15 protein-coding genes and 1 tRNA gene are annotated in these 19,438 nt (G+C 54.3%); 10 read left to right on the top strand and 6 right to left on the bottom strand.

The annotated features are described in order from the left end of the window. Positions 1-146: 146 nt before the first annotated feature. Positions 147-767, top strand: a complete 621-nt coding sequence (plsY, locus tag PGR10_RS10965) for a glycerol-3-phosphate 1-O-acyltransferase PlsY (protein WP_015703522.1) — start codon at positions 147-149, stop codon at positions 765-767. Positions 768-980: 213 nt separating this feature from the next. Next, positions 981-2,450, top strand: coding sequence for an MFS transporter (locus PGR10_RS10960; protein WP_430923466.1), 1,470 nt, complete (start codon positions 981-983; stop codon positions 2,448-2,450). 46 nt (positions 2,451-2,496) lie between these two features. On the opposite strand, the gene tsaD is transcribed toward PGR10_RS10960, so the two are convergent. Beyond that, the gene (gene tsaD / locus PGR10_RS10955; protein ID WP_032712539.1) at positions 2,497-3,510 is read right to left on the bottom strand and encodes a tRNA (adenosine(37)-N6)-threonylcarbamoyltransferase complex transferase subunit TsaD; all 1,014 of its coding nucleotides are present in this window, start codon (positions 3,508-3,510) and stop codon (positions 2,497-2,499) included. 238 nt (positions 3,511-3,748) lie between these two features. On the opposite strand from tsaD, the gene rpsU reads away from it, so the two are divergent. The 3 genes from rpsU (at position 3,749) to rpoD (ending at position 7,882) form a co-directional block, all read left to right on the top strand. Then, positions 3,749-3,964, top strand: a complete 216-nt coding sequence (rpsU, locus tag PGR10_RS10950) for a 30S ribosomal protein S21 (RefSeq protein ID WP_001144069.1) — start codon at positions 3,749-3,751, stop codon at positions 3,962-3,964. A 177-nt stretch (positions 3,965-4,141) separates the two neighbouring features. Beyond that, positions 4,142-5,887, top strand: a complete 1,746-nt coding sequence (gene dnaG, locus PGR10_RS10945) for a DNA primase (protein ID WP_430923465.1) — start codon at positions 4,142-4,144, stop codon at positions 5,885-5,887. Positions 5,888-6,037: 150 nt separating this feature from the next. After that, entirely contained in the window at positions 6,038-7,882 is a 1,845-nt protein-coding gene (rpoD, locus tag PGR10_RS10940; RefSeq protein WP_087859835.1) for an RNA polymerase sigma factor RpoD, read from the top strand. A 70-nt stretch (positions 7,883-7,952) separates the two neighbouring features. On the opposite strand, the gene mug is transcribed toward rpoD, so the two are convergent. Further along, positions 7,953-8,459 (bottom strand): G/U mismatch-specific DNA glycosylase, encoded by a 507-nt coding sequence (mug, locus tag PGR10_RS10935; protein WP_049056296.1) that lies wholly within the window; start codon positions 8,457-8,459, stop codon positions 7,953-7,955. Positions 8,460-8,584: 125 nt separating this feature from the next. Here mug and PGR10_RS10930 point away from each other — a divergent pair. The 4 genes from PGR10_RS10930 (at position 8,585) to PGR10_RS10915 (ending at position 14,163) form a co-directional block, all read left to right on the top strand. Then, positions 8,585-8,660 (top strand) — tRNA-Ile (locus PGR10_RS10930). Between the two features lie 520 nt (positions 8,661-9,180). Further along, on the top strand, positions 9,181-10,263 hold the full coding sequence (locus PGR10_RS10925) for a glycoside hydrolase family 88/105 protein (protein WP_213316642.1): 1,083 nt from the start codon (positions 9,181-9,183) through the stop codon (positions 10,261-10,263). A gap of 33 nt (positions 10,264-10,296) precedes the next feature. Then, positions 10,297-12,780, top strand: a complete 2,484-nt coding sequence (locus PGR10_RS10920; protein WP_430923464.1) for a hypothetical protein — start codon at positions 10,297-10,299, stop codon at positions 12,778-12,780. 36 nt (positions 12,781-12,816) lie between these two features. Further along, positions 12,817-14,163 carry an MFS transporter gene (locus PGR10_RS10915; RefSeq protein ID WP_080941171.1) on the top strand — a complete coding sequence of 449 codons (1,347 nt, stop codon included), beginning with the start codon at positions 12,817-12,819 and terminating at the stop codon, positions 14,161-14,163. Between the two features lie 26 nt (positions 14,164-14,189). Here PGR10_RS10915 and PGR10_RS10910 read toward each other — a convergent pair whose 3' ends face one another. The 4 genes from PGR10_RS10910 to PGR10_RS10895 form a co-directional block, all read right to left on the bottom strand. Continuing rightward, a complete protein-coding gene (locus tag PGR10_RS10910) occupies positions 14,190-15,230 on the bottom strand; it encodes a LacI family DNA-binding transcriptional regulator (RefSeq protein WP_430916848.1) in 1,041 nt (346 codons plus the stop codon). 387 nt (positions 15,231-15,617) lie between these two features. After that, positions 15,618-15,914 carry a hypothetical protein gene (locus PGR10_RS10905; RefSeq protein WP_087859854.1) on the bottom strand — a complete coding sequence of 99 codons (297 nt, stop codon included), beginning with the start codon at positions 15,912-15,914 and terminating at the stop codon, positions 15,618-15,620. Between the two features lie 229 nt (positions 15,915-16,143). Further along, on the bottom strand, positions 16,144-16,512 hold the full coding sequence (locus tag PGR10_RS10900; protein ID WP_308957746.1) for a hypothetical protein: 369 nt from the start codon (positions 16,510-16,512) through the stop codon (positions 16,144-16,146). Positions 16,513-16,845: 333 nt separating this feature from the next. Beyond that, complete coding sequence (locus PGR10_RS10895) at positions 16,846-17,538, bottom strand: helix-turn-helix domain-containing protein (protein ID WP_113373092.1); 693 nt, start codon at positions 17,536-17,538, stop codon at positions 16,846-16,848. Positions 17,539-17,856: 318 nt separating this feature from the next. On the opposite strand from PGR10_RS10895, the gene PGR10_RS10890 reads away from it, so the two are divergent. Beyond that, positions 17,857-19,431, top strand: a complete 1,575-nt coding sequence (locus PGR10_RS10890; RefSeq protein ID WP_113373093.1) for an arylsulfatase — start codon at positions 17,857-17,859, stop codon at positions 19,429-19,431. Positions 19,432-19,438: the final 7 nt, after the last annotated feature.

Raw genomic sequence — 19,438 nt, 5'->3', positions numbered from 1 at the left:
AATTCACGTGTCCTGACAGCGGCGACGCGGCAAGATTTCGGGAACATAGCAGCATCACTATGTAACCTATCGCGCAAAGAAAGCCAACAAACTGTTAACACGAAAATGGGTGGGGTTCTAACGACATTTTCAAAATGGAACAGCTGATGAGTGCAATCGCGCCTGGACTAGTTATCCTCGCCTACCTCTGCGGCTCAATTTCCAGCGCCATTCTGGTATGCCGTCTTGCTGGTTTGCCCGACCCTCGCGATAGCGGTTCCGGCAACCCTGGGGCGACGAACGTACTCCGAATTGGCGGCAAGGGAGCAGCCGTAACGGTATTAATTTTTGATGTCCTGAAAGGGATGCTGCCGGTTTGGGGCGCTTGGGCGCTCGGCTTGACGCCATTCTGGCTCGGGCTGGTGGCGATCGCCGCCTGCGTCGGCCATATCTGGCCGGTGTTCTTTAATTTCCGCGGCGGCAAAGGCGTGGCAACCGCATTTGGCGCTATCGCGCCCATCGGCTGGGATCTCACCGGCGTGATGGCTGGCACCTGGCTGCTGACTATTCTGCTCAGCGGGTATTCCTCGCTGGGCGCTATCGTCAGCGCGCTGGTCGCCCCTTTCTACGTCTGGTGGTTCAAGCCGCAGTACACCTTTCCGGTCTCGATGCTCTCCTGCCTGATCCTGCTACGCCATCACGACAACATCCAGCGCCTGTGGCGCCGTCAGGAAACGAAAATCTGGTCACGCTTTAAGAAGAAGAAAAAAACGCCAGAGCAGAAATAATCTCCACGCCCGGCCGCCTGTGCCGGGCTTCTTTGCCCCCACAAACGCATTCTATTTCCCACTTTTTTAGCCAATCATAGCGGCAAAAGAGAAAACCAAAGATAATCCTTTCACTACAATGACTTAGTTATGAGTTATAACCAAAAGTGATTTTTTCGTCCCCGCGTCGCTGTTTACTCTGAAGATCTTTATAAGAGAAAAAAGCACAACACCATGACTGATGTAATTAACGCGGCGCCAGCGGCAACCTCTGCGTCGCCCGGCGGGGAAGTAAAATGGATCGGCAGCGCGGCGGACGTCTCGCGCCTCATCAATGAAGGCAGCAGCGGGCGCAATAACGCGCGTATCGTCATGGGAATCGCCCTCGGCGGTATTTTCCTTGATGCCTACGATCTTGGCTCGCTGGCCTTCGGCCTGAAAGATATTACCCGGGAATTCAACCTGACGCCTGCCGGTACCGGGATGGTCGCCTCGGCCATCACCTTCGGCGCTATCGTTGGCGCGCTGCTCGGCGGTTACTTGACGGACAAAATTGGCCGCTATCGCGTGTTTATGGCGGATATGCTGTTCTTCGTGGTAGCGGCAATCGCCTGCGCGCTGGCGCCGAATGAATACGTCCTTACTGGCGCGCGCTTCGTGATGGGCCTCGGCGTCGGGATCGACCTGCCGGTGGCGATGGCGTTTCTCAGCGAATTCGCGAGGCTCAAAGGGCCCGGCAACAAGGCGGCCAGCGTGGCGATGTGGTGCCCCACATGGTACGCGGCAATCAGCATTTCATATCTGCTGGTACTCTTTTTCTATGCCGTCTTGCCGGAAAGCCATAGCGACTGGCTATGGCGGATTATTCTTGGTTTTGGCGCCATCCCGGCGCTGGTGATTATCGCTATCCGTAGCCGCTACATGAGCGAATCGCCGGTGTGGGCCGCCAACCAGGGCAACCTGCGTGAAGCTGCGTCTATTCTACGCCAGGCGTACAACATCAATGCACACGTTGCCCAGGACGCGCTGGAAAAACCGGCGCCCAAAGTTCGTAGCGCCCAATGGAGTAACTATCTGCGCCTGTTCCGCGGCGTCTACCTGCGCCGCACCACGCTTTCTACCCTGCTGTCGGTGGTTTCCTCGTTTGCCTATAACGCCGTCGCGTTCGGTCTGCCGGTAATCATCTCCAGCTTCTTCGTGCAGTCAATGTTGACGACGATTTTGATTTCGCTGGCGCTGAATTTGCTGTTCGCTTTCGTAGGAGGGATGCTGGCGGTACGCCTGGTACCGCGCTTCGGCGCCTGGCGGATGTCGCTGGCGGGTTATGGCTGCCAGCTAACGGCGCTGCTCGGCCTGGCGCTGATTGGTCGCCCTGATGGCGCAGGCGAAGGCGTCGCCGCCGTGGCGATGTTGGCGCTGTTCCTTTTCGGCCAGGGGTTTGGCCCCGGCGCACACACTATGACCTTCGCCTCGTTAAGCTATCCGACATCGCTGCGCGGCGTTGGCGTCGGGCTCAACCAGACGCTTATGCGCGGCAGCTCAACGCTTTCTTTATTCCTCTTCCCGCTGCTGGTCGCCGCGCTGGATACCCGCGTTTTCTGGATCATCGCCGCGGCGCCGCTGATTGGGCTATTGTCGCTGCTGGCGATACGCTGGGAGCCGTCAGGCTACGACATCGACGCCGAGGATTATCAGCAGCCTTAATCCACGCGTAAAAAAGCCGCCTCGATGGGCGGCTTCTTTGTGGTTATCAGGCGGCCGGCAGTTCCGCCAACGGCCAGCGCGGCCGCACGGTAACGCCGAGTCCGGCATTGGCGCCGCCCTGCAGGCGGACCATCCCGGCGTAAGCGATCATCGCGCCGTTATCGGTACAGAACTCAGGACGGGCATAAAACACTTCGCCGCCGCGTTTGCTCATCATTTCCGCCAGCTTCGCGCGCAGCGTACGGTTAGCGCTTACGCCCCCCGCCATCACCAGACGCTTAAAGCCGGTTTGCTCCAGCGCGCGGCGGCATTTAATCATCAGCGTATCGACCACCGCGTCTTCAAATGCGCGGGCGATATCGGCACGGGTTTGCTCATCGTCGCCGTTGTTACGAATGGTATTAGCGGCGAAGGTTTTCAGGCCGGAGAAGCTAAAATCGAGCCCCGGACGATCGGTCATTGGCCGCGGGAAAACGAAGCGGCCTTCCGTGCCCTGAGACGCCATTTTCGACAGCATCGGCCCGCCGGGATAATCCAGCCCCAACAGTTTCGCCGTCTTATCAAAGGCTTCGCCAGCGGCATCATCGATTGACTCGCCCAGCAGTTCATACTGACCAATGCCGGTGACGCTAATCAACTGGGTGTGACCGCCTGAAACCAGCAGAGCGACGAACGGGAACGCCGGCGGGTTATCTTCCAGCATCGGCGCCAGCAGGTGTCCTTCCATATGGTGTACCGGAATCGCCGGCACGTTCCAGGCGAACGCCAGCGAGCGGCCAACGGTCGCGCCGACCAGCAGCGCCCCCACCAGGCCAGGGCCTGCCGTATAGGCAACGGCATCAATATCTTTCGCCGTCAGACCCGCTTCTTTAAGCGCCGCCTGAATCAGCGGAACGGTCTTACGCACGTGGTCGCGCGACGCCAGTTCAGGCACCACGCCGCCGTAGTCGGCGTGCAATTTCACCTGACTATACAGCTGGTTGGCTAACAGACCTTGTTTATCGTCGTAAATGGCGATGCCGGTTTCATCGCAGGATGTTTCAATTCCCAGTACACGCATGAGTTGTTTTACCTCGTTTCAATACCGCGCAGTGTAGGACCAATGACCGGCGATGTAAAACTTTGCTCACCCCTGGTGTTCTCTTCGTGTATACTCCTCACCCTTATAAAAGTCCCCTTTCAAAAAAGGCGCCGGTGCTTTACAAAGCAGCAGTAGTTGCAGTAAAATTCCGCACCATTTTGAAATAAGCTGGCATTGCGGCCAGCGGCAAACCGAATTAATCAAAGGTGAGAGGCACATGCCGGTAATTAAAGTACGTGAAAACGAGCCGTTCGACGTAGCTCTGCGTCGCTTCAAGCGTTCCTGCGAAAAAGCAGGTGTTCTGGCGGAAGTTCGTCGTCGTGAGTTCTATGAAAAACCGACTACCGAACGTAAGCGCGCTAAAGCTTCTGCAGTGAAACGTCACGCGAAGAAACTGGCTCGCGAAAACGCACGCCGCACTCGTCTGTACTAATCTGTTGAGAGCGAAGCTCTCAATTCAGACCGAGTTGTAGTTGTAAGGCCGTGCTTCCGAAAGGAATGCGCGGCTTATTTTCGTTTATGCATTAGCAGATACACGAGATCGTTCAAACTGTCTTCAGGCGACATATCGAGGCCGTTTGCAGGATGCAGTGTATAGATTACGGGGCATATGGCTGGACGAATCCCACGCGTATTTATCAATGACCTGCTGGCGCGCACCGACATCATCGATCTGATCGATGCTCGGGTGAAGCTGAAAAAGCAGGGCAAGAATTATCACGCGTGTTGTCCATTCCATAACGAAAAAACCCCCTCCTTCACCGTCAACGGTGAAAAGCAGTTTTACCATTGCTTCGGCTGCGGTGCGCACGGCAACGTCATCGACTTCCTGATGAACTACGACAAGCTCGAGTTCGTCGAAACCGTCGAAGAGCTGGCCGCCATGCACAACCTTGAAGTGCCCTATGAAGCAGGTAATGGACCGAGCCAGATAGAACGGCATCAGCGGCAGAATCTTTATCAACTGCTGGACGGTCTGAACACGTTTTACCAACAGTCTCTGAACCAACCCGCCGCCGAACTCGCGCGCCAGTATCTGGCAAAACGCGGCTTAAGCAGCGAGGTGATTACCCGCTTCGCAATAGGCTTCGCTCCCCCAGGCTGGGATAACGTTTTAAAACGTTTTGGCGGCAATCAGGAAAACCGCCAGTCGCTTATTGATGCGGGCATGCTGGTCACCAACGATCAGGGGCGCAGTTACGACCGCTTCCGCGAACGGGTAATGTTCCCGATCCGCGATAAGCGAGGCCGGGTGATTGGTTTTGGCGGGCGCGTGCTGGGCGATGCGCTGCCAAAATACCTGAACTCCCCGGAGACCGATATTTTCCATAAAGGCCGCCAGCTGTACGGCCTGTATGAAGCGCAGCAGGATAACGCCGAACCTCAGCGTCTGCTGGTGGTCGAAGGCTATATGGACGTCGTCGCGCTGGCGCAGTACGGCATTAATTATGCCGTGGCCTCGCTGGGCACCTCGACGACCGCCGACCACATTCAGCTGTTGTTCCGGGCGACCAATCAGGTCATCTGCTGTTACGACGGCGACCGGGCTGGCCGCGACGCGGCATGGCGCGCGCTGGAAACGGCGCTACCGTATATGACCGATGGCCGCCAGCTACGCTTTATGTTTTTACCTGACGGCGAAGACCCGGATACGCTGGTGCGTAAAGAGGGCAAAGAGGCGTTTGAAGCGCGGATGGAGCAGGCTCAGCCGCTCTCCACGTTTTTGTTTAATAGCCTGATGCCGCAGGTCGACCTGAGCACTCCGGACGGGCGCGCGCAGCTGAGTACGCTGGCGCTGCCGCTGATAACCCAGGTGCCGGGCGAAACGCTGCGCATCTATTTGCGTCAGGAGCTGGGCAACAAACTGGGCATTCTGGATGACGCCCAGCTTGAACGTTTAATGCCGAAACAGGCGGAAAATAGCGCTCAACGCCCGGCGCCGCAGCTAAAACGCACGACCATGCGTATACTTATAGGGTTACTGGTGCAGAACCCCGATCTGGCGCCGCTGGTTCCGCCCTTAGCCGGTCTGGATCAGCAAAAGATGCCAGGGCTTGGTTTATTCAGCGAACTGGTCAATACGTGTCTGGCGCAGCCAGGTCTGACCACCGGGCAACTTTTAGAGCAGTATCGCGGGACAAATGAAGCGGCAACCCTTGAAAAACTGTCGATGTGGGACGATATAGCAGATAAGGATATCGCTGAACAAACCTTCACCGACTCGCTCAACCATATGTTTGACTCACTGCTGGAACTGCGACAAGAAGAGTTGATAGCTCGCGATCGCACACATGGTCTAAGCAGTGAGGAGCGCCGGGAACTCTGGACTATCAGCCAGGAACTGGCCAAAAAATGAATTTAACGGCTTAAGTGCCGAATATCGCTCGGGAAGCCCCCGACAGCCGCGCTGAGGCGCAGCGGCAATAATATAAGTACGCCCTCGCTTTAAATGTTGGCAGTTCGTCTGCCTGCACCAATCAAACGAATTAAGTGTGGATACCGTCTTATGGAGCAAAACCCGCAGTCACAGCTGAAGCTTCTTGTCCAACGTGGTAAGGAGCAAGGCTATCTGACCTATGCCGAGGTCAATGACCATCTGCCGGAAGATATCGTCGACTCCGATCAGATCGAAGACATCATCCAAATGATCAACGACATGGGTATTCAGGTGATGGAAGAAGCACCGGATGCCGATGATCTGCTGCTTGCTGAAACCTCCAATAATACCGATGAAGACGCGGAAGAAGCGGCGGCCCAGGTGCTGTCGAGCGTTGAATCTGAAATTGGCCGTACGACCGACCCGGTGCGCATGTACATGCGCGAAATGGGTACCGTTGAACTGCTGACCCGCGAAGGCGAAATCGACATCGCTAAACGCATCGAAGACGGGATCAACCAGGTCCAGTGCTCCGTTGCGGAATATCCGGAAGCCATCACCTATCTGCTGGAACAGTACGACCGCGTCGAAGCTGAAGAAGCTCGCCTGTCTGACCTGATCACCGGCTTCGTCGATCCGAACGCTGAAGAAGATATGGCGCCGACCGCCACTCACGTCGGTTCCGAGCTGTCTCAGGAAGAGATGGACGACGACGAAGATGAAGAAGAAGATGATGACGACGACAGCAGCGATGATGACAACAGCATCGACCCGGAGCTGGCCCGCGAGAAATTCGCCGAGCTGCGCACCCAGTACGAGCTGACTCGCGACACCATCAAAGCGAAAGGTCGCAGCCACGCCGCCGCGCAGGAAGAGATCCTCAAGCTGTCCGAGGTCTTCAAACAGTTCCGCCTGGTACCGAAACAGTTCGATTACCTGGTCAACAGCATGCGCAGCATGATGGATCGCGTTCGTACTCAAGAACGTATCATCATGAAGCTGTGCGTTGAACAGTGCAAAATGCCGAAGAAAAACTTCATCACCCTGTTCACCGGCAACGAAACCAGCGAAACCTGGTTCAACGCCGCCGTGGCGATGAACAAGCCGTGGTCCGAGAAGCTGCATGACGTTAAAGAAGACGTTCAGCGCGGCCTGCAGAAACTGCAGCAGATTGAAGAAGAAACCGGCCTGACCATCGAGCAGGTTAAAGATATCAACCGTCGCATGTCCATCGGCGAAGCGAAAGCCCGCCGTGCGAAGAAAGAGATGGTTGAAGCGAACTTACGTCTGGTTATTTCTATCGCCAAGAAATACACCAACCGCGGTCTGCAGTTCCTCGACCTGATTCAGGAAGGCAACATCGGTCTGATGAAAGCGGTAGATAAGTTTGAATACCGTCGTGGTTACAAGTTCTCCACCTATGCGACCTGGTGGATCCGTCAGGCTATCACCCGCTCCATCGCGGATCAGGCGCGCACCATCCGTATTCCGGTGCATATGATTGAGACTATCAACAAGCTCAACCGTATCTCCCGCCAGATGCTGCAGGAAATGGGCCGCGAGCCGACGCCGGAAGAACTGGCTGAACGCATGCTGATGCCGGAAGACAAAATCCGTAAGGTGCTGAAAATCGCCAAAGAGCCGATCTCCATGGAAACGCCGATCGGCGACGATGAAGATTCGCATCTGGGTGACTTCATCGAGGATACCACCCTCGAGCTGCCGCTGGATTCTGCGACCACCGAGAGCCTGCGTGCGGCAACACACGACGTGCTGGCGGGCCTTACCGCTCGTGAAGCGAAAGTGCTGCGTATGCGTTTCGGTATCGACATGAACACCGACCACACGCTGGAAGAAGTGGGTAAACAGTTCGACGTTACCCGCGAACGTATTCGTCAGATCGAAGCGAAGGCGCTGCGTAAACTGCGCCACCCAAGCCGTTCTGAAGTGCTGCGTAGCTTCCTCGACGATTAATCGTCGCGCTGCAAAGAGAGTAAAAAGCTCCCCGCGGGGAGCTTTTTTTATGCCTGCGATTCGGGCGCCATCACCGCCCTCGTCCCGCCAGCGCCTCATCCAGTTCGCGATAGGCTTCAACCAGCTTGTCCAGCGTCGCCCGGTTTAAACCGCTGGGATTGGGCAGCACCCAGATTTCAGTTTCACCGATGGTCGCTTCCTGACGTCCCCACTTTGCGCCACGCACCCTGAACGCCTGCTCATAGGCCTGCTTGCCGAGTACCGCCAGCGCCTGCGGCTGATAGTCCTGGATTTTGCTTATTAGCTCCTGCGCGCCATTGCGCAGTTCCAACAGGGCAACCTCGCTGGCCTGCACCGTCGGCCGCTCAACCAGCATGGTGATACCGCAGCCGGTATCCAACAGATGCTGCTCCTCTTCCGGCTTCAGCTGCCGCTCGGTGAACCCCGCCTGGTGAATGACCTTCCAGAATCGATTGCCGGGATGGGCAAAATGAAACCCCGTATGCGCGGAGGACTTCCCCGGATTGATGCCGCAAAAGACCACCCGTAGCCCCGGCGCCAGGATATCGCTAATCATAATTTCTCCGGCTGAATGACTAAAAAGCTGATTATAAAGGATTGAAAATGCATTGTTTATAAAAACAGCAGCCGAGCGCTTTACGCTGGATTGCCGCGTGCAGTTACATTATAATCCCTCGCCACGGCCCCTTAGCTCAGTGGTTAGAGCAGGCGACTCATAATCGCTTGGTCGTTGGTTCAAACCCAACAGGGGCCACCAAATTTTAGCTTTAAAATCATATAATTAAGCCACTCGAAAGAGTGGCTTTTTCTTTTCTGGCTCGCAATTGGCAGCAAAATGGCGATCTCAAACATTTCCGACGACTCTTCTTTGAGGCGACCTACTCCTGACGCATTCACGCGAGCAGAACATCCGGCTTATTGTCCCCACACTAAACACGACACATTTTAGTTTTAAAATCATACAATTAAGCCACTCCACGAAGTAGGTTTTTTCCTGAATTCAGTAATGGTTGTGCGATTGTTTCCAGCCATTTTGCTGTTCACGCAAAAAATTTTAGCGCTTCACAAATAAAAAATGAAACATCGTTCCAACAACCTCTTGTTTTATCAACAATTCCTGCCTATTTTTCGCAAAAAACGACGTCCTCGTAGGGCAATAAAATATCGGCAAGGCTCACAAAATATAAACGCAAAATTTTTTCGTATTGCGCATATGAAATGCGTAGTGATTTAATTCTTATAGCCAAATCATCCTTACAGATAGAATGAGAATAAAAATGGAAAAGCGTCCACTGAATAAAAATATTGATTTACTGCTGCGCGGATTTACTGAATTAAAGGATAACGGGCGGTTTAATGAACCCAATCTTGACGGTAGCGCCGGCGATTATATTTCATTTTCCAGTTGGGAATGGCCGCAGGGCGTAGGGCTATTTGGTCTGGTACGTTTATGGGAGAACACGAAGTCTGATGAGCTATATCAAATTATCGACCAGTGGTTTCAGGGAAATATCGAAAAAGGCCTACCAGGCCTGAACGTCAATACCACCGCGCCGATGCTTCCCCTCTCGCTTTTCTGGTCCCATCATCGGCAACCGCACTACCAGCAGGTGCTGGATAACTGGGCAAACCGCGTGATGACGGAACTACCGCGTACGCCGGAACAAGGCTTCCAGCATGTGGTCTCCGACGGCATTAACGACATGGAGATCTGGGACGACACGCTGTTTATGGTGGTACTGTTCCTCGCGCACTACGGTACGGTTTCCGGGCGCCAGGAGCTGGTAGATGAAGCCGTTCGGCAGTTTCTGCTGCATGCGCGCTATCTCAACGATCCGCAGACCGGCCTGTGGTACCACGGCTGGAGCTTTGTCGAGAACAGCAACTTTGCCAAAGCCCGCTGGGCGCGTGGTAATGCGTGGATCACCGTCGGTATACTCGAATTACTGGAACTAGCCGACGTAGGCGCGGGCGTTCGGGAGTACCTGATAGAGTGCCTGAAAAAGCAGGTTAATACGTTAATCGATCTGCAGGCTGCTAATGGCGCCTGGCACACCCTGCTCGACCATCCTGACTCTTACATTGAAATTTCCGCGACTGCCGGTTTTGGCTATGGCTTATTAAAAGGCGCCCGTCTTGGCATTGGCGATGAACGATGGCTACAGGCGGGTATGAAAGCACTGGCGATTGTTCAGGATAATATTGATGGCGCAGGAACGGTGCACAATGTTTCTTATGGCACGCGAATGGGGCGCACCCTGCAATTTTATAAAGACATTCCATTACAACCTACCGGTTATGGGCAGGCCTTAGCAATATTATGCCTGAGCGAAGGTTTGCGCCTGACTGATAATAAATAAAATAGATTCCTTCTCTATTTGGAGAAAGTAATAATGACTATCGAATATAGTAATTTTAATTTAACGGCGGGTAACGCCGTGCGCTACTGGCAGCTATCCGATATTACCAGTTTACGCTATGACACGGTGGACACGCCGATGGCTGGCGAAATGGACCCGTTTTTCTTTTTAAGCAAACATAAAAACTTCATTCCACATACCTACCCGTGCCGCGACGATTTTCGCCGGCACTTTGCTGAAAAAAAACCGCAGCCTTTCGCCAGCGCAAACTACTCACGCTGGTGGTTCCCTTTTGCTTCCGACAGGGTCGATCTCTCCGGCTTTTGGTTCCGTCCAACTCGGGTCGGCGCCTGGGCCAGAACGCTGCTCGATTGTCCACAGGCGGGCGAGTATCGTTTTCGCCTCTCCACCTGTGGCGGCGCGCTGCTAAAGCTGAACGGCGAAGAAGTGCTCTGGATGGCGGATTATCAGCGCAACCTGGAAAACCAGCGTGAATTCAGCCTGTCGTTACAGGCGGGGAAAAATGAGCTGGAGCTGTGGTTTGATGACTTAGCCGAACGCGATATTCGCTTCTTTTTCCAACTCGACTACCTTGACGGCGAGCCGCTGCGTATTGCGTTGGCAACGCCGCTAACCGATGCGCAGGTCAAAGAGATGGAACAGCTCCTGGACGGCGTTTCCTTTGAACATCCGGTATATAACCGCGGCACCATTCGCCTGGTATTTCCTCAGCCCGCGTCGACGGACTACGGCCTGCGCGTCAACGTGCTGGGGGATTTTATCTCGCTGGATGAACCGGTCACGCTCGATAGCCGACTGTCCGCCGGCGAGTCGCTGGTCGCCATTGCCGAAAGCGAAGCTATCCCCGCGGACTTCCGCAATTTCAACATCACGCTGCAACGTGAAGGGTTCAAGATTAGCCGCACGCTGGGCGTCGAAATCTGCCACGCCGACCGCCAGACGGCGATCCCGGCAACGCTGGAAGCACGTATTGCGCAAGCGCTGGAGGTGGTCGCTCATGAAGGTGAATACAGCAGCGTCAAAGCGCTGGCGCGCCTGGCCTGCGGCCTGAACGATGAGCAAACCCAGCAAATGCTGGATGGCGTTCTGCCGTCGGTGCTCGACTGCCACGATTGTGCCGACTTTACGCTTGTGCCGCTGCTGTGGTGCCGGACGGTATGGGGCGACAAGATCGACCCGGAGGTTCGCGGGCGCATCGATGACGCGATTCTGCGTTTCCGCTACTGGATGGACGAACCCGGCAACGATGTACAGTGGTACTTCTCTGAGAACCATGCCCTGTTGTTCCACACTGCGGCGCTGCTGGCGGGCAATCTCTTCCCGGACGCGACTTTCACTCGTTCCGGGCGCAGCGGACGCGAGCAGGCGGCGGCGGGTAAAGCGCGGGTTATCAGTTGGCTGGACCATTTCGAGCAGTGTGAAATGGCCGAATGGAACTCAGCGCCCTACTTCCCCATTGATTTAAAAGGTCTCACCGCACTGGCGGCACTGTCCGGCGACGCGCAAATAAGCCAGCGCGCCATCGCGGCAATCACACGCTTGCTGGCGCAGATTGCCCGCTCCGCCCACCAGGGTTTTCTGACCGCCTCGCAGGGACGTTCTTACGAACACACCCTACGCGCCGGACGCTCTCTGGAACTGGCGGCGATTTCGCGTCTGCTGTGGGGCAAAGGTAACTATGGTTGTCGTTTCCATGCGCTGCCGCAATTAGCCCTGCTGCTGCGTGATGGCCTGCTCACCCTTCCGGCGGAACTAGCAGAAGTTGCCGCCTGGCAAAAAGAGAGCGCCATTGAGTGGTGTTTTGCCCAGGGCGCCAACCGGATCGCCAAACTCTATCACTACAAAAACCGCCATGCGGCGATGGGGTCCATCGCCGGCTATCGCTGGGGAGAATGGGGCTATCAGGAGACGCCGTTCCATTTACGTCTGGGCAACCAACCTGAAGCGCAGATCTGGATCAACCATCCAGGCGAGACCCTGCACGGCGGATTCGGTCGCCCCTCCTACTGGGGCGGCTGCGGCACGCTGCCGCGCGTGCAGCAATATCGCGGGCTGGCGGTGCTGACTTTCAATCTGCACGCCGATCAGCCTGACTTTACTCACGCCTGGCTGCCGCAAAGCCAGTTTGATGAGGTCGTTATTAGCGGCCAGCGCGCGGCGGTACGCAGCGGTGACGGTATGGCGCTGCTGGTGGGTAATCAGCCGTTTGAAACGGTGAATACGGGGCCAACCCGCGGCTGCGAAATACGCCTTAACGGGCAACAAACCCGCTGGCTGGTTCGCATCAACGATCGAGTCGATAGCTCCCTCGAGACCTTCAGCGCATGTTTCAGCGACCTGACCATGATGCAGCATGACGACGGCAGTATTGAAGTGAACGATCCGCAGTACGGAACGGTGCGCTTCCTGGCCGATGGACGAGTGAGCGCCGAGAACCGCACGCTGGACCCACAGCAGTGGAGCGTCGTGGGCAGCAGCCGTGAACTTCCTCTGTAACCAACGCCCGGCAGAGACCGGGCAAGGAAAATAATAATGGATACGCAAATCGACAAACAGGCTGTGCCTTCCGGGCAGGCCTCTGATGATGTTAATCCGAATACGCTGCACAATCCCGCTCGCGAAATGGCTAAACCGAAAAGCAACTATCGCTGGGTCATCTGTTCCATGCTGGTGTTTGCCACGACGGTTAACTATATGGATCGCCAGATCCTCGGTCTGCTGGCGCCGATGCTGCAAAAAGATATCGGCTGGACGCAAATGGAATATAGCTGGCTGGTCAATGCGTTTACCGTCGCGTATGGCGTCGGCACGCTGGTATGCGGGCGAATTATCGACAAACTGGGAACCAAAATCAGCTATGCGGCGGCGATGGTCGTCTGGAGCGTCGCAGCGATGGCGCATGCGGTCGTCGGTTCGGTGGCGGGGTTTGCGCTGGTTCGCGTCCTGCTTGGGCTAGGCGAGTCCGCTAACTTCCCGGCGGCGATGAAGGTGATTGCCGAGTGGCATCCAAAAAAGGAACGCACGCTGGCGACCGGCATTCTTGGCGTCGCGGTCAATATCGGCGTGGTTATCTCGCCTGCGCTGATTCCGCTTATCGCAGTGCATTACGGCTGGCACGGCGCGTTTTTAATTCTCGGCGCCATTGGCTTACTGTGGCTGATTCCCTGGTTCATCGCCTTTGGCCCGGTGAAAGCGAAGGCCAGCGCCGAAGAGCAGGCGTGGATTGCTCAGGATAAAGAAGAAGCCGTCAGCGTTTCGGCCATTAAATGGACGCATCTGCTGGGCTATCGCCAACTGTGGGCCGTGGCATTAGGCAAAATGTTGACCGACCCAATCTGGTGGTTCTTCCTCTTCTGGCTGCCAAAATGGCTCAACGAATCCCGCGGTATCAACATGGAAGGTCTGGGATTGCCGTTAATCGTTATTTATCTCTTCGCCATCGTCGGCAGCCTCGGCGCAGGCTGGTTACCCGGCAAATTGATGAGTAAAGGATTTAGCACCGCCAGCGCACGTAAACTCACGATGCTGATCTGCGCCTGCCTGGTCCTGCCGATTTTCGCCGCCACCCAGGTCGAAAATCTGTGGGCCGCCGTCGCGCTGGTCGGGTTAGCTGCGGCGGCACACCAGGGGTGGTCTGCCAACATTCTGACCTCGGTATCCGATCTGTTCCCGAGCGCAGCCGTCGGTTCGGTCGTGGGGATTGGCAGTACCTTCGGGATGATCGGCAGCGTGATCTTCTCTACGGTGATTGGCGCCGTGCTTGAAGCCTCTGGTAACTATTGGGCGCTGTTCGCCATCAGCTCTGTGGCTTATCTGCTGGCATGGGCGATTATGTATTTACTGTTAGTGCCGAAGATGGAACGGGCTAAATTCGACTAACCCGTTCCCTTTGCCGGTGGCTCGTATCAGGCGATACGGGCCACCGATTGACGTTCGACGATGGCGCACGCCAGCTCAACCCGCCTTGGAATTTCGACACTACCCGCAATCATATCCTGCAGCAGCTCCAGCGCCAGCGTGCCGATTTCGTGTACCGGAAGGTGAACGGTAGTCAACGGCGGTGTGGCAAACTCCGCCTGCGGCAGGTTATTCATACCCACCACCGAGATATCTTCCGGCACGCGCAGTCCTAAGGCCCGCACGCCGTTGATCGCGCCGATCGCCAGCGAATCATTGGCGCACAGTATCGCCGTACACTCGCGCGGAGTATCACGGAAACGCGCGATCACCGCCTGCTCCGCCAGCTCCGGCAGCCAGTCGGTAACCGTCAGGATCCGCGAATCGTCGCACAACAGCTGGCGAGCGCGCATCGCTTCCCGCCAACCATCCTCACGCTGTTCAATGGTTCGCCTGCCTGGGTGGGTTAAAAAAAGAATGTCGCGGTGGCCACGCTCGAGCAAATATTCACAGGCCATGCGCGTGGCCGAACGGTTACAGGGCAGCACGCTGGACAAGCGCATTAACGGATCGTCGGTATTCACCAATACCGCCGGTTTTTTCAGGTTCGCCACCGTATTCAGAAAGCCGCTGTCGTCCACCGTCAGCGCCAGCACACCACCTACGTCCGCTTCTTCCAGCAGCGCCTGCAGAGCGCCGTTGTCATTATCGCTGAGCTGATGAGTAATGAGATCAACGCCCAGCACCTTCGCTCGCTCTTTTAACCCTTGCAGAACGTACCAGCTAAACTGATAGCGGTTGTAATCCAGCATCGCTACTTGTGAAATAGCCAGCACAATCCGCGCGCCGCCCAGCTCCTGAGCCGGCGTATATCGCATGGCCCGCGCCACTTCCTGAATACGCGTGCGCAGTTCGTGGCTGACCCCTTTTTCGCCCGATAGCGCCCGCGACACGGTACTGAGCGAGGTACGACAACGGGTAGCGATATCCTCCAGCCGCACGCGGCGATAGCCAGCATCGCGATCTGCCTGATTATCTGATTTACTCATCTCTCATCCTTTCTGACACCGCGCGCTACTCGGCGTAAAAATGAAAATCGCCGCGACTGGCGAATAATATGCAGTACTCAGTGTAGCCATTGACGCTGCCCAAACGACTTAGCGCACCACGGCACGATAAGCCATTTTTTACCCGGCATCGATTCAGAATCGCGAATTTGTGATCGTCAGCCGCACTATCCTGCCATTGCTACCGCTCACTCGCTAATCCTGTAACAGCATGAAGATTTTGATATCGATGATTATATTTTTATTCAATTAGGGTGTGGATTATTCTGTTGTTTAAAAACCTGCCATCATATTTATAAATATAATATTTATATTACCAGCCCTAAAGATTATCGAAACACCCGATGCTCTATATTCAGCCTCCTTCACTTATAGCGCTTCCCACATATAAAACCAGTGGGTGGCATCCCGACAAACGGTGCGGAACATCGCAGCGGAGACCAGCTGATAGCGGCGGTCCTGAGATTTCGCTGGTGTATAAGCGCACACGTAGCGCCCGCTATTGGCGTCGGGCAGCCCCTCTTTAACCGACATCCAGGGGAGAATCAGCTGCTCCGGCGGAACGCCCGCCGAGATGGTGTCGATCACTTCATGCGCCAGCGCCCGGGCGTCGCGGCTATAGGGGCCAACTACAACCTGTTCACAGTGTCTGAGTAAATGTTCCATTAATTATCGCTTCCTTTTATTGAGTCTCTATTTTCCCTTAATTATTGCAAAGATATCATTGGAAATAACTATTATTTAATAGGGTTTAATGGTGCTTATTTACTTAAAAATAAATTTTTAATACGAAACTATAATGACTCGCATTTATATCTTATTGATATAAAAAAGCCATTATCCGCTATCTCCGTATCAACATAGCTGAATAATGGCTAATTTCCACAATAACGTCTTATGCGCAATTGGCCGTGAACTCTACCGGCAAGTCGCCATAAAACCAGCCATCGTCCTGTTGGGTGAGATCGACGCGGATAGTCTTCTTCTCGCCAAACAGAAACTGCTTCACCAGTACCTTACGGGTAAAAACGCCGCCGACGTTAATACGCACGCCGTTGTGCTCAACCTTCTTAACCCGAATGGTTCTGCTGGAATAATCTATTTGAATATCAACATGTTCTCCGTGACGAGCAATAAAAGCCGCGATCCTGACATGCCCCCCATTTTTGGAGAAAGAGATAAACGGCTGACTCTTTCTACCGCGCCTTCCCTTTTCTATATTAATGAAGTTGTTTACGTCAGAGCGCGCTGCACCATTGAACACAAAGAAGCCTCCCTTCTCAGCAAAATCGTATCCCTTAAAACGAAAAAACAATGGTTTATTTCACTAGCAGGATGAATTTATGACAGAATAATTGACTGCATTTTAGAGATTTACACAGACAAAATCAAACCCGCTAAATGCCATTGCAGGGCAACTATCTCCCCATTCTCATCGCGGTAAAAGAAACACGACGGGCAAGATCCCGCACGGTAACTGGCTTCGGCGAGACCTTTTCCCCGCCCAGCGTCCAAGCGTAATGAAGAGTAAAGTAATCCCTGGATCTGTTAGACGGTCTCTGCGACCCTGAAATGAAGTTCGTGCAACAACAGAAGGTTAAAATTTATCCGGCAGCTCGTGCACAATATCGACCAGTTCGCCGTTTTCCATTTTGATATATCCTCCCTCCTTTAGCTCGGCAAGGATTTTAAAAAGGTAGCTGCGCGACATTTTGGTTCTTTTCAGAATAAAGCTAGCCAGGCTTCTATCATGCAATACTCCTTCATCCTGCTGTTTTTTGTAACGGTAGATCATCGATTTAATCGTATCGTAGCGTGAAGGTAAATTCTTTTCGTGATGTGCATCAATAATCAACGATAGCTGAAATGCCATGATTTCCATCAGATAAGCAAACCGTTCGCGTTGAATAAAATAGTGTTCAAACGCTTCTTTATCACAGGTCACTATTTTGACATTTTTCTTTGCGGTATATTTTAGCGATAGCGCCGGACCATAGTTTTCAATAATCCCCAAGATCATACCGCGTATCCCTTTGCCAATCTGCAGCATATCTCGCGTTTTACTCAGGACACCGCGTTTACTCGCGGAGCCAAAGCCCACGTTGTATTCCACTTCTATCGCAATAATGCCTTCCACTACAATGACGACTTCGCCAGGCTCAATTCTGAAAACGCCATTGTCTTTGATGATTCGCGGCTGGTTTGCCGAGATCAGAGGTTGAATCAACTCAAGGTCGCTGGCGACAACATGGTTATATTGATCAATAACGTCGGCATAAGTCGTTTTCATGTTGCCTCATTAATTAGCATTTATTTAATGCATGCAAAAATAGTCTGATAAAGTTAACCCTGTCAATTAAAGATAGCATTTTTAGTTCATCCCGCCATTTATTTCAGTCCGTTTAGAGACTCCTCTCTCGTATCAATCTGGATGCCTGAATAAAATACCAACACCGACGAGAACCCTAACCCGGTTTCGCCCACTGAAGCGTCTAATTTATTTTTAATAATAAACACCCTTGTAATTTAAAAATAAATTAGACGCTTCGTTAACAATCTATTTTTCCAGACCATTTAGAAAGCCGGAAAAATAAAAGGATAGCGAGCTATGTTTAAAAATATTCCCTTTAAGAGAACAATGTTGGCCAGTATGCTGACATTAGCTTCCGGCGCGGTGACCGTTGCTCACGCAGCCGACGCAACAGCGCAGAAGCAGGATGCTAAAAAGCCTAACATCGTAGTTATCTTTGGCGATGATATCGGCTACCTGAACCTGAGCACCTACAATCAGGGTCTGATGGGCTACCAGACGCCAAACATTGACAGCATCGCCGCGCAGGGCGCGAAGTTTACCTCCTACTACGCCGAGCAGAGTTCCACCGCCGGTCGTTCCGCGTTTATTACCGGCCAGATGCCGTTCCGCACCGGGATGAGTAAAGTCGGTATGCCGGGAGCGCCACAGGGTCTGCAGAAAGAAGATCCGACCATCGCCAACGTCCTCAAGCAGCTGGGCTACGCCACCGGCCAGTTCGGTAAAAACCACCTTGGCGATCGCGATGAATTCCTGCCGACCGCGCACGGTTTCGATGAGTTCCTCGGTAACCTGTATCACCTGAATGCCGAAGAAGAGCCGGAAAACCCGGATTACCCGAAAGATCCCAACTTCCGCAAACAGTTTGGCCCGCGCGGCGTGATTAAGAGCACCGCTGACGGCAAGATCGAAGATACCGGACCGCTGACCGTGAAGCGTATGGGCACCGTAGATGAAGAGACTCTGGCCGCCAACAACGACTTTATGGCGCGCCAGGTGAAAGCCGGTAAGCCATTCTTTACCTGGTTCAACACCACCCGCATGCACAACAAAACCCACCTCAAAGACGACAGCGTTGGCGTCACCGGGTTGGGAACCTATGCCGACGGCATGGTTGAGCACGATAAAATCGTCGGCCAGGTACTACAGAAGATTAAAGACCTCGGTATCGAAGATAACACCATCGTTATCTACACCACCGACAACGGCCCGATGACCGCCACCTGGCCGGACGCAGGCGAAACTCCGTTCCGCGGTGAGAAAAACACCGGCTGGGAAGGCGGCTTCCGCGTACCGGCGATGATCAAGTGGCCAGGCCACATCAAACCGGGCACCGTGGTGAACGATATGTTCGCCAGCTATGACTGGTTCCCGACGCTGGTTGCCGCCGCCGGCGACAGCAACATCAAACAGGAAATGCTGAAAGGGTATAAAACGCCGTCCATCACCTACAAGGTTCACCTTGATGGCTATAACCAGCTCGACTTCCTGCAGGGCAAAGGAAAAGACCAGCGTAACGAATTCTTCTACTGGAGCGATGACGGCGATCTGCTGGCGATGCGTCAGGGCCGCTGGAAGATCCACTTTATGATCCAGGAACATACCGGTCTCGATCTGTGGCGCTATCCGTTCACCAAACTGCGTACTCCGCTGATCTTCGATCTGAAAGTCGATCCGCTGGAGAAAGGTTCCGACGGCATGGGCTACGACACCTGGTTCTACGATCGTCTGTTCCTGCTGGGCGGCGCGCAGAAGTCGGCAAAAGATATGCTGGCGACGTTTAAAGAATTCCCGCCGCGTCAGAAGCCGGGCTCCTTCACCGTCTCCGATGTCAGCGCAATGCTCGATAAGAGCGCAAGCACCGGTAAGTAACGGTAGT

Origin of the sequence: Klebsiella sp. 141198, assembly GCF_050600785.1 — a bacterium.
Lineage (GTDB): Bacteria > Pseudomonadota > Gammaproteobacteria > Enterobacterales > Enterobacteriaceae > Klebsiella > Klebsiella aerogenes.
This window is presented reverse-complemented; position numbering and strand designations above follow the sequence as displayed.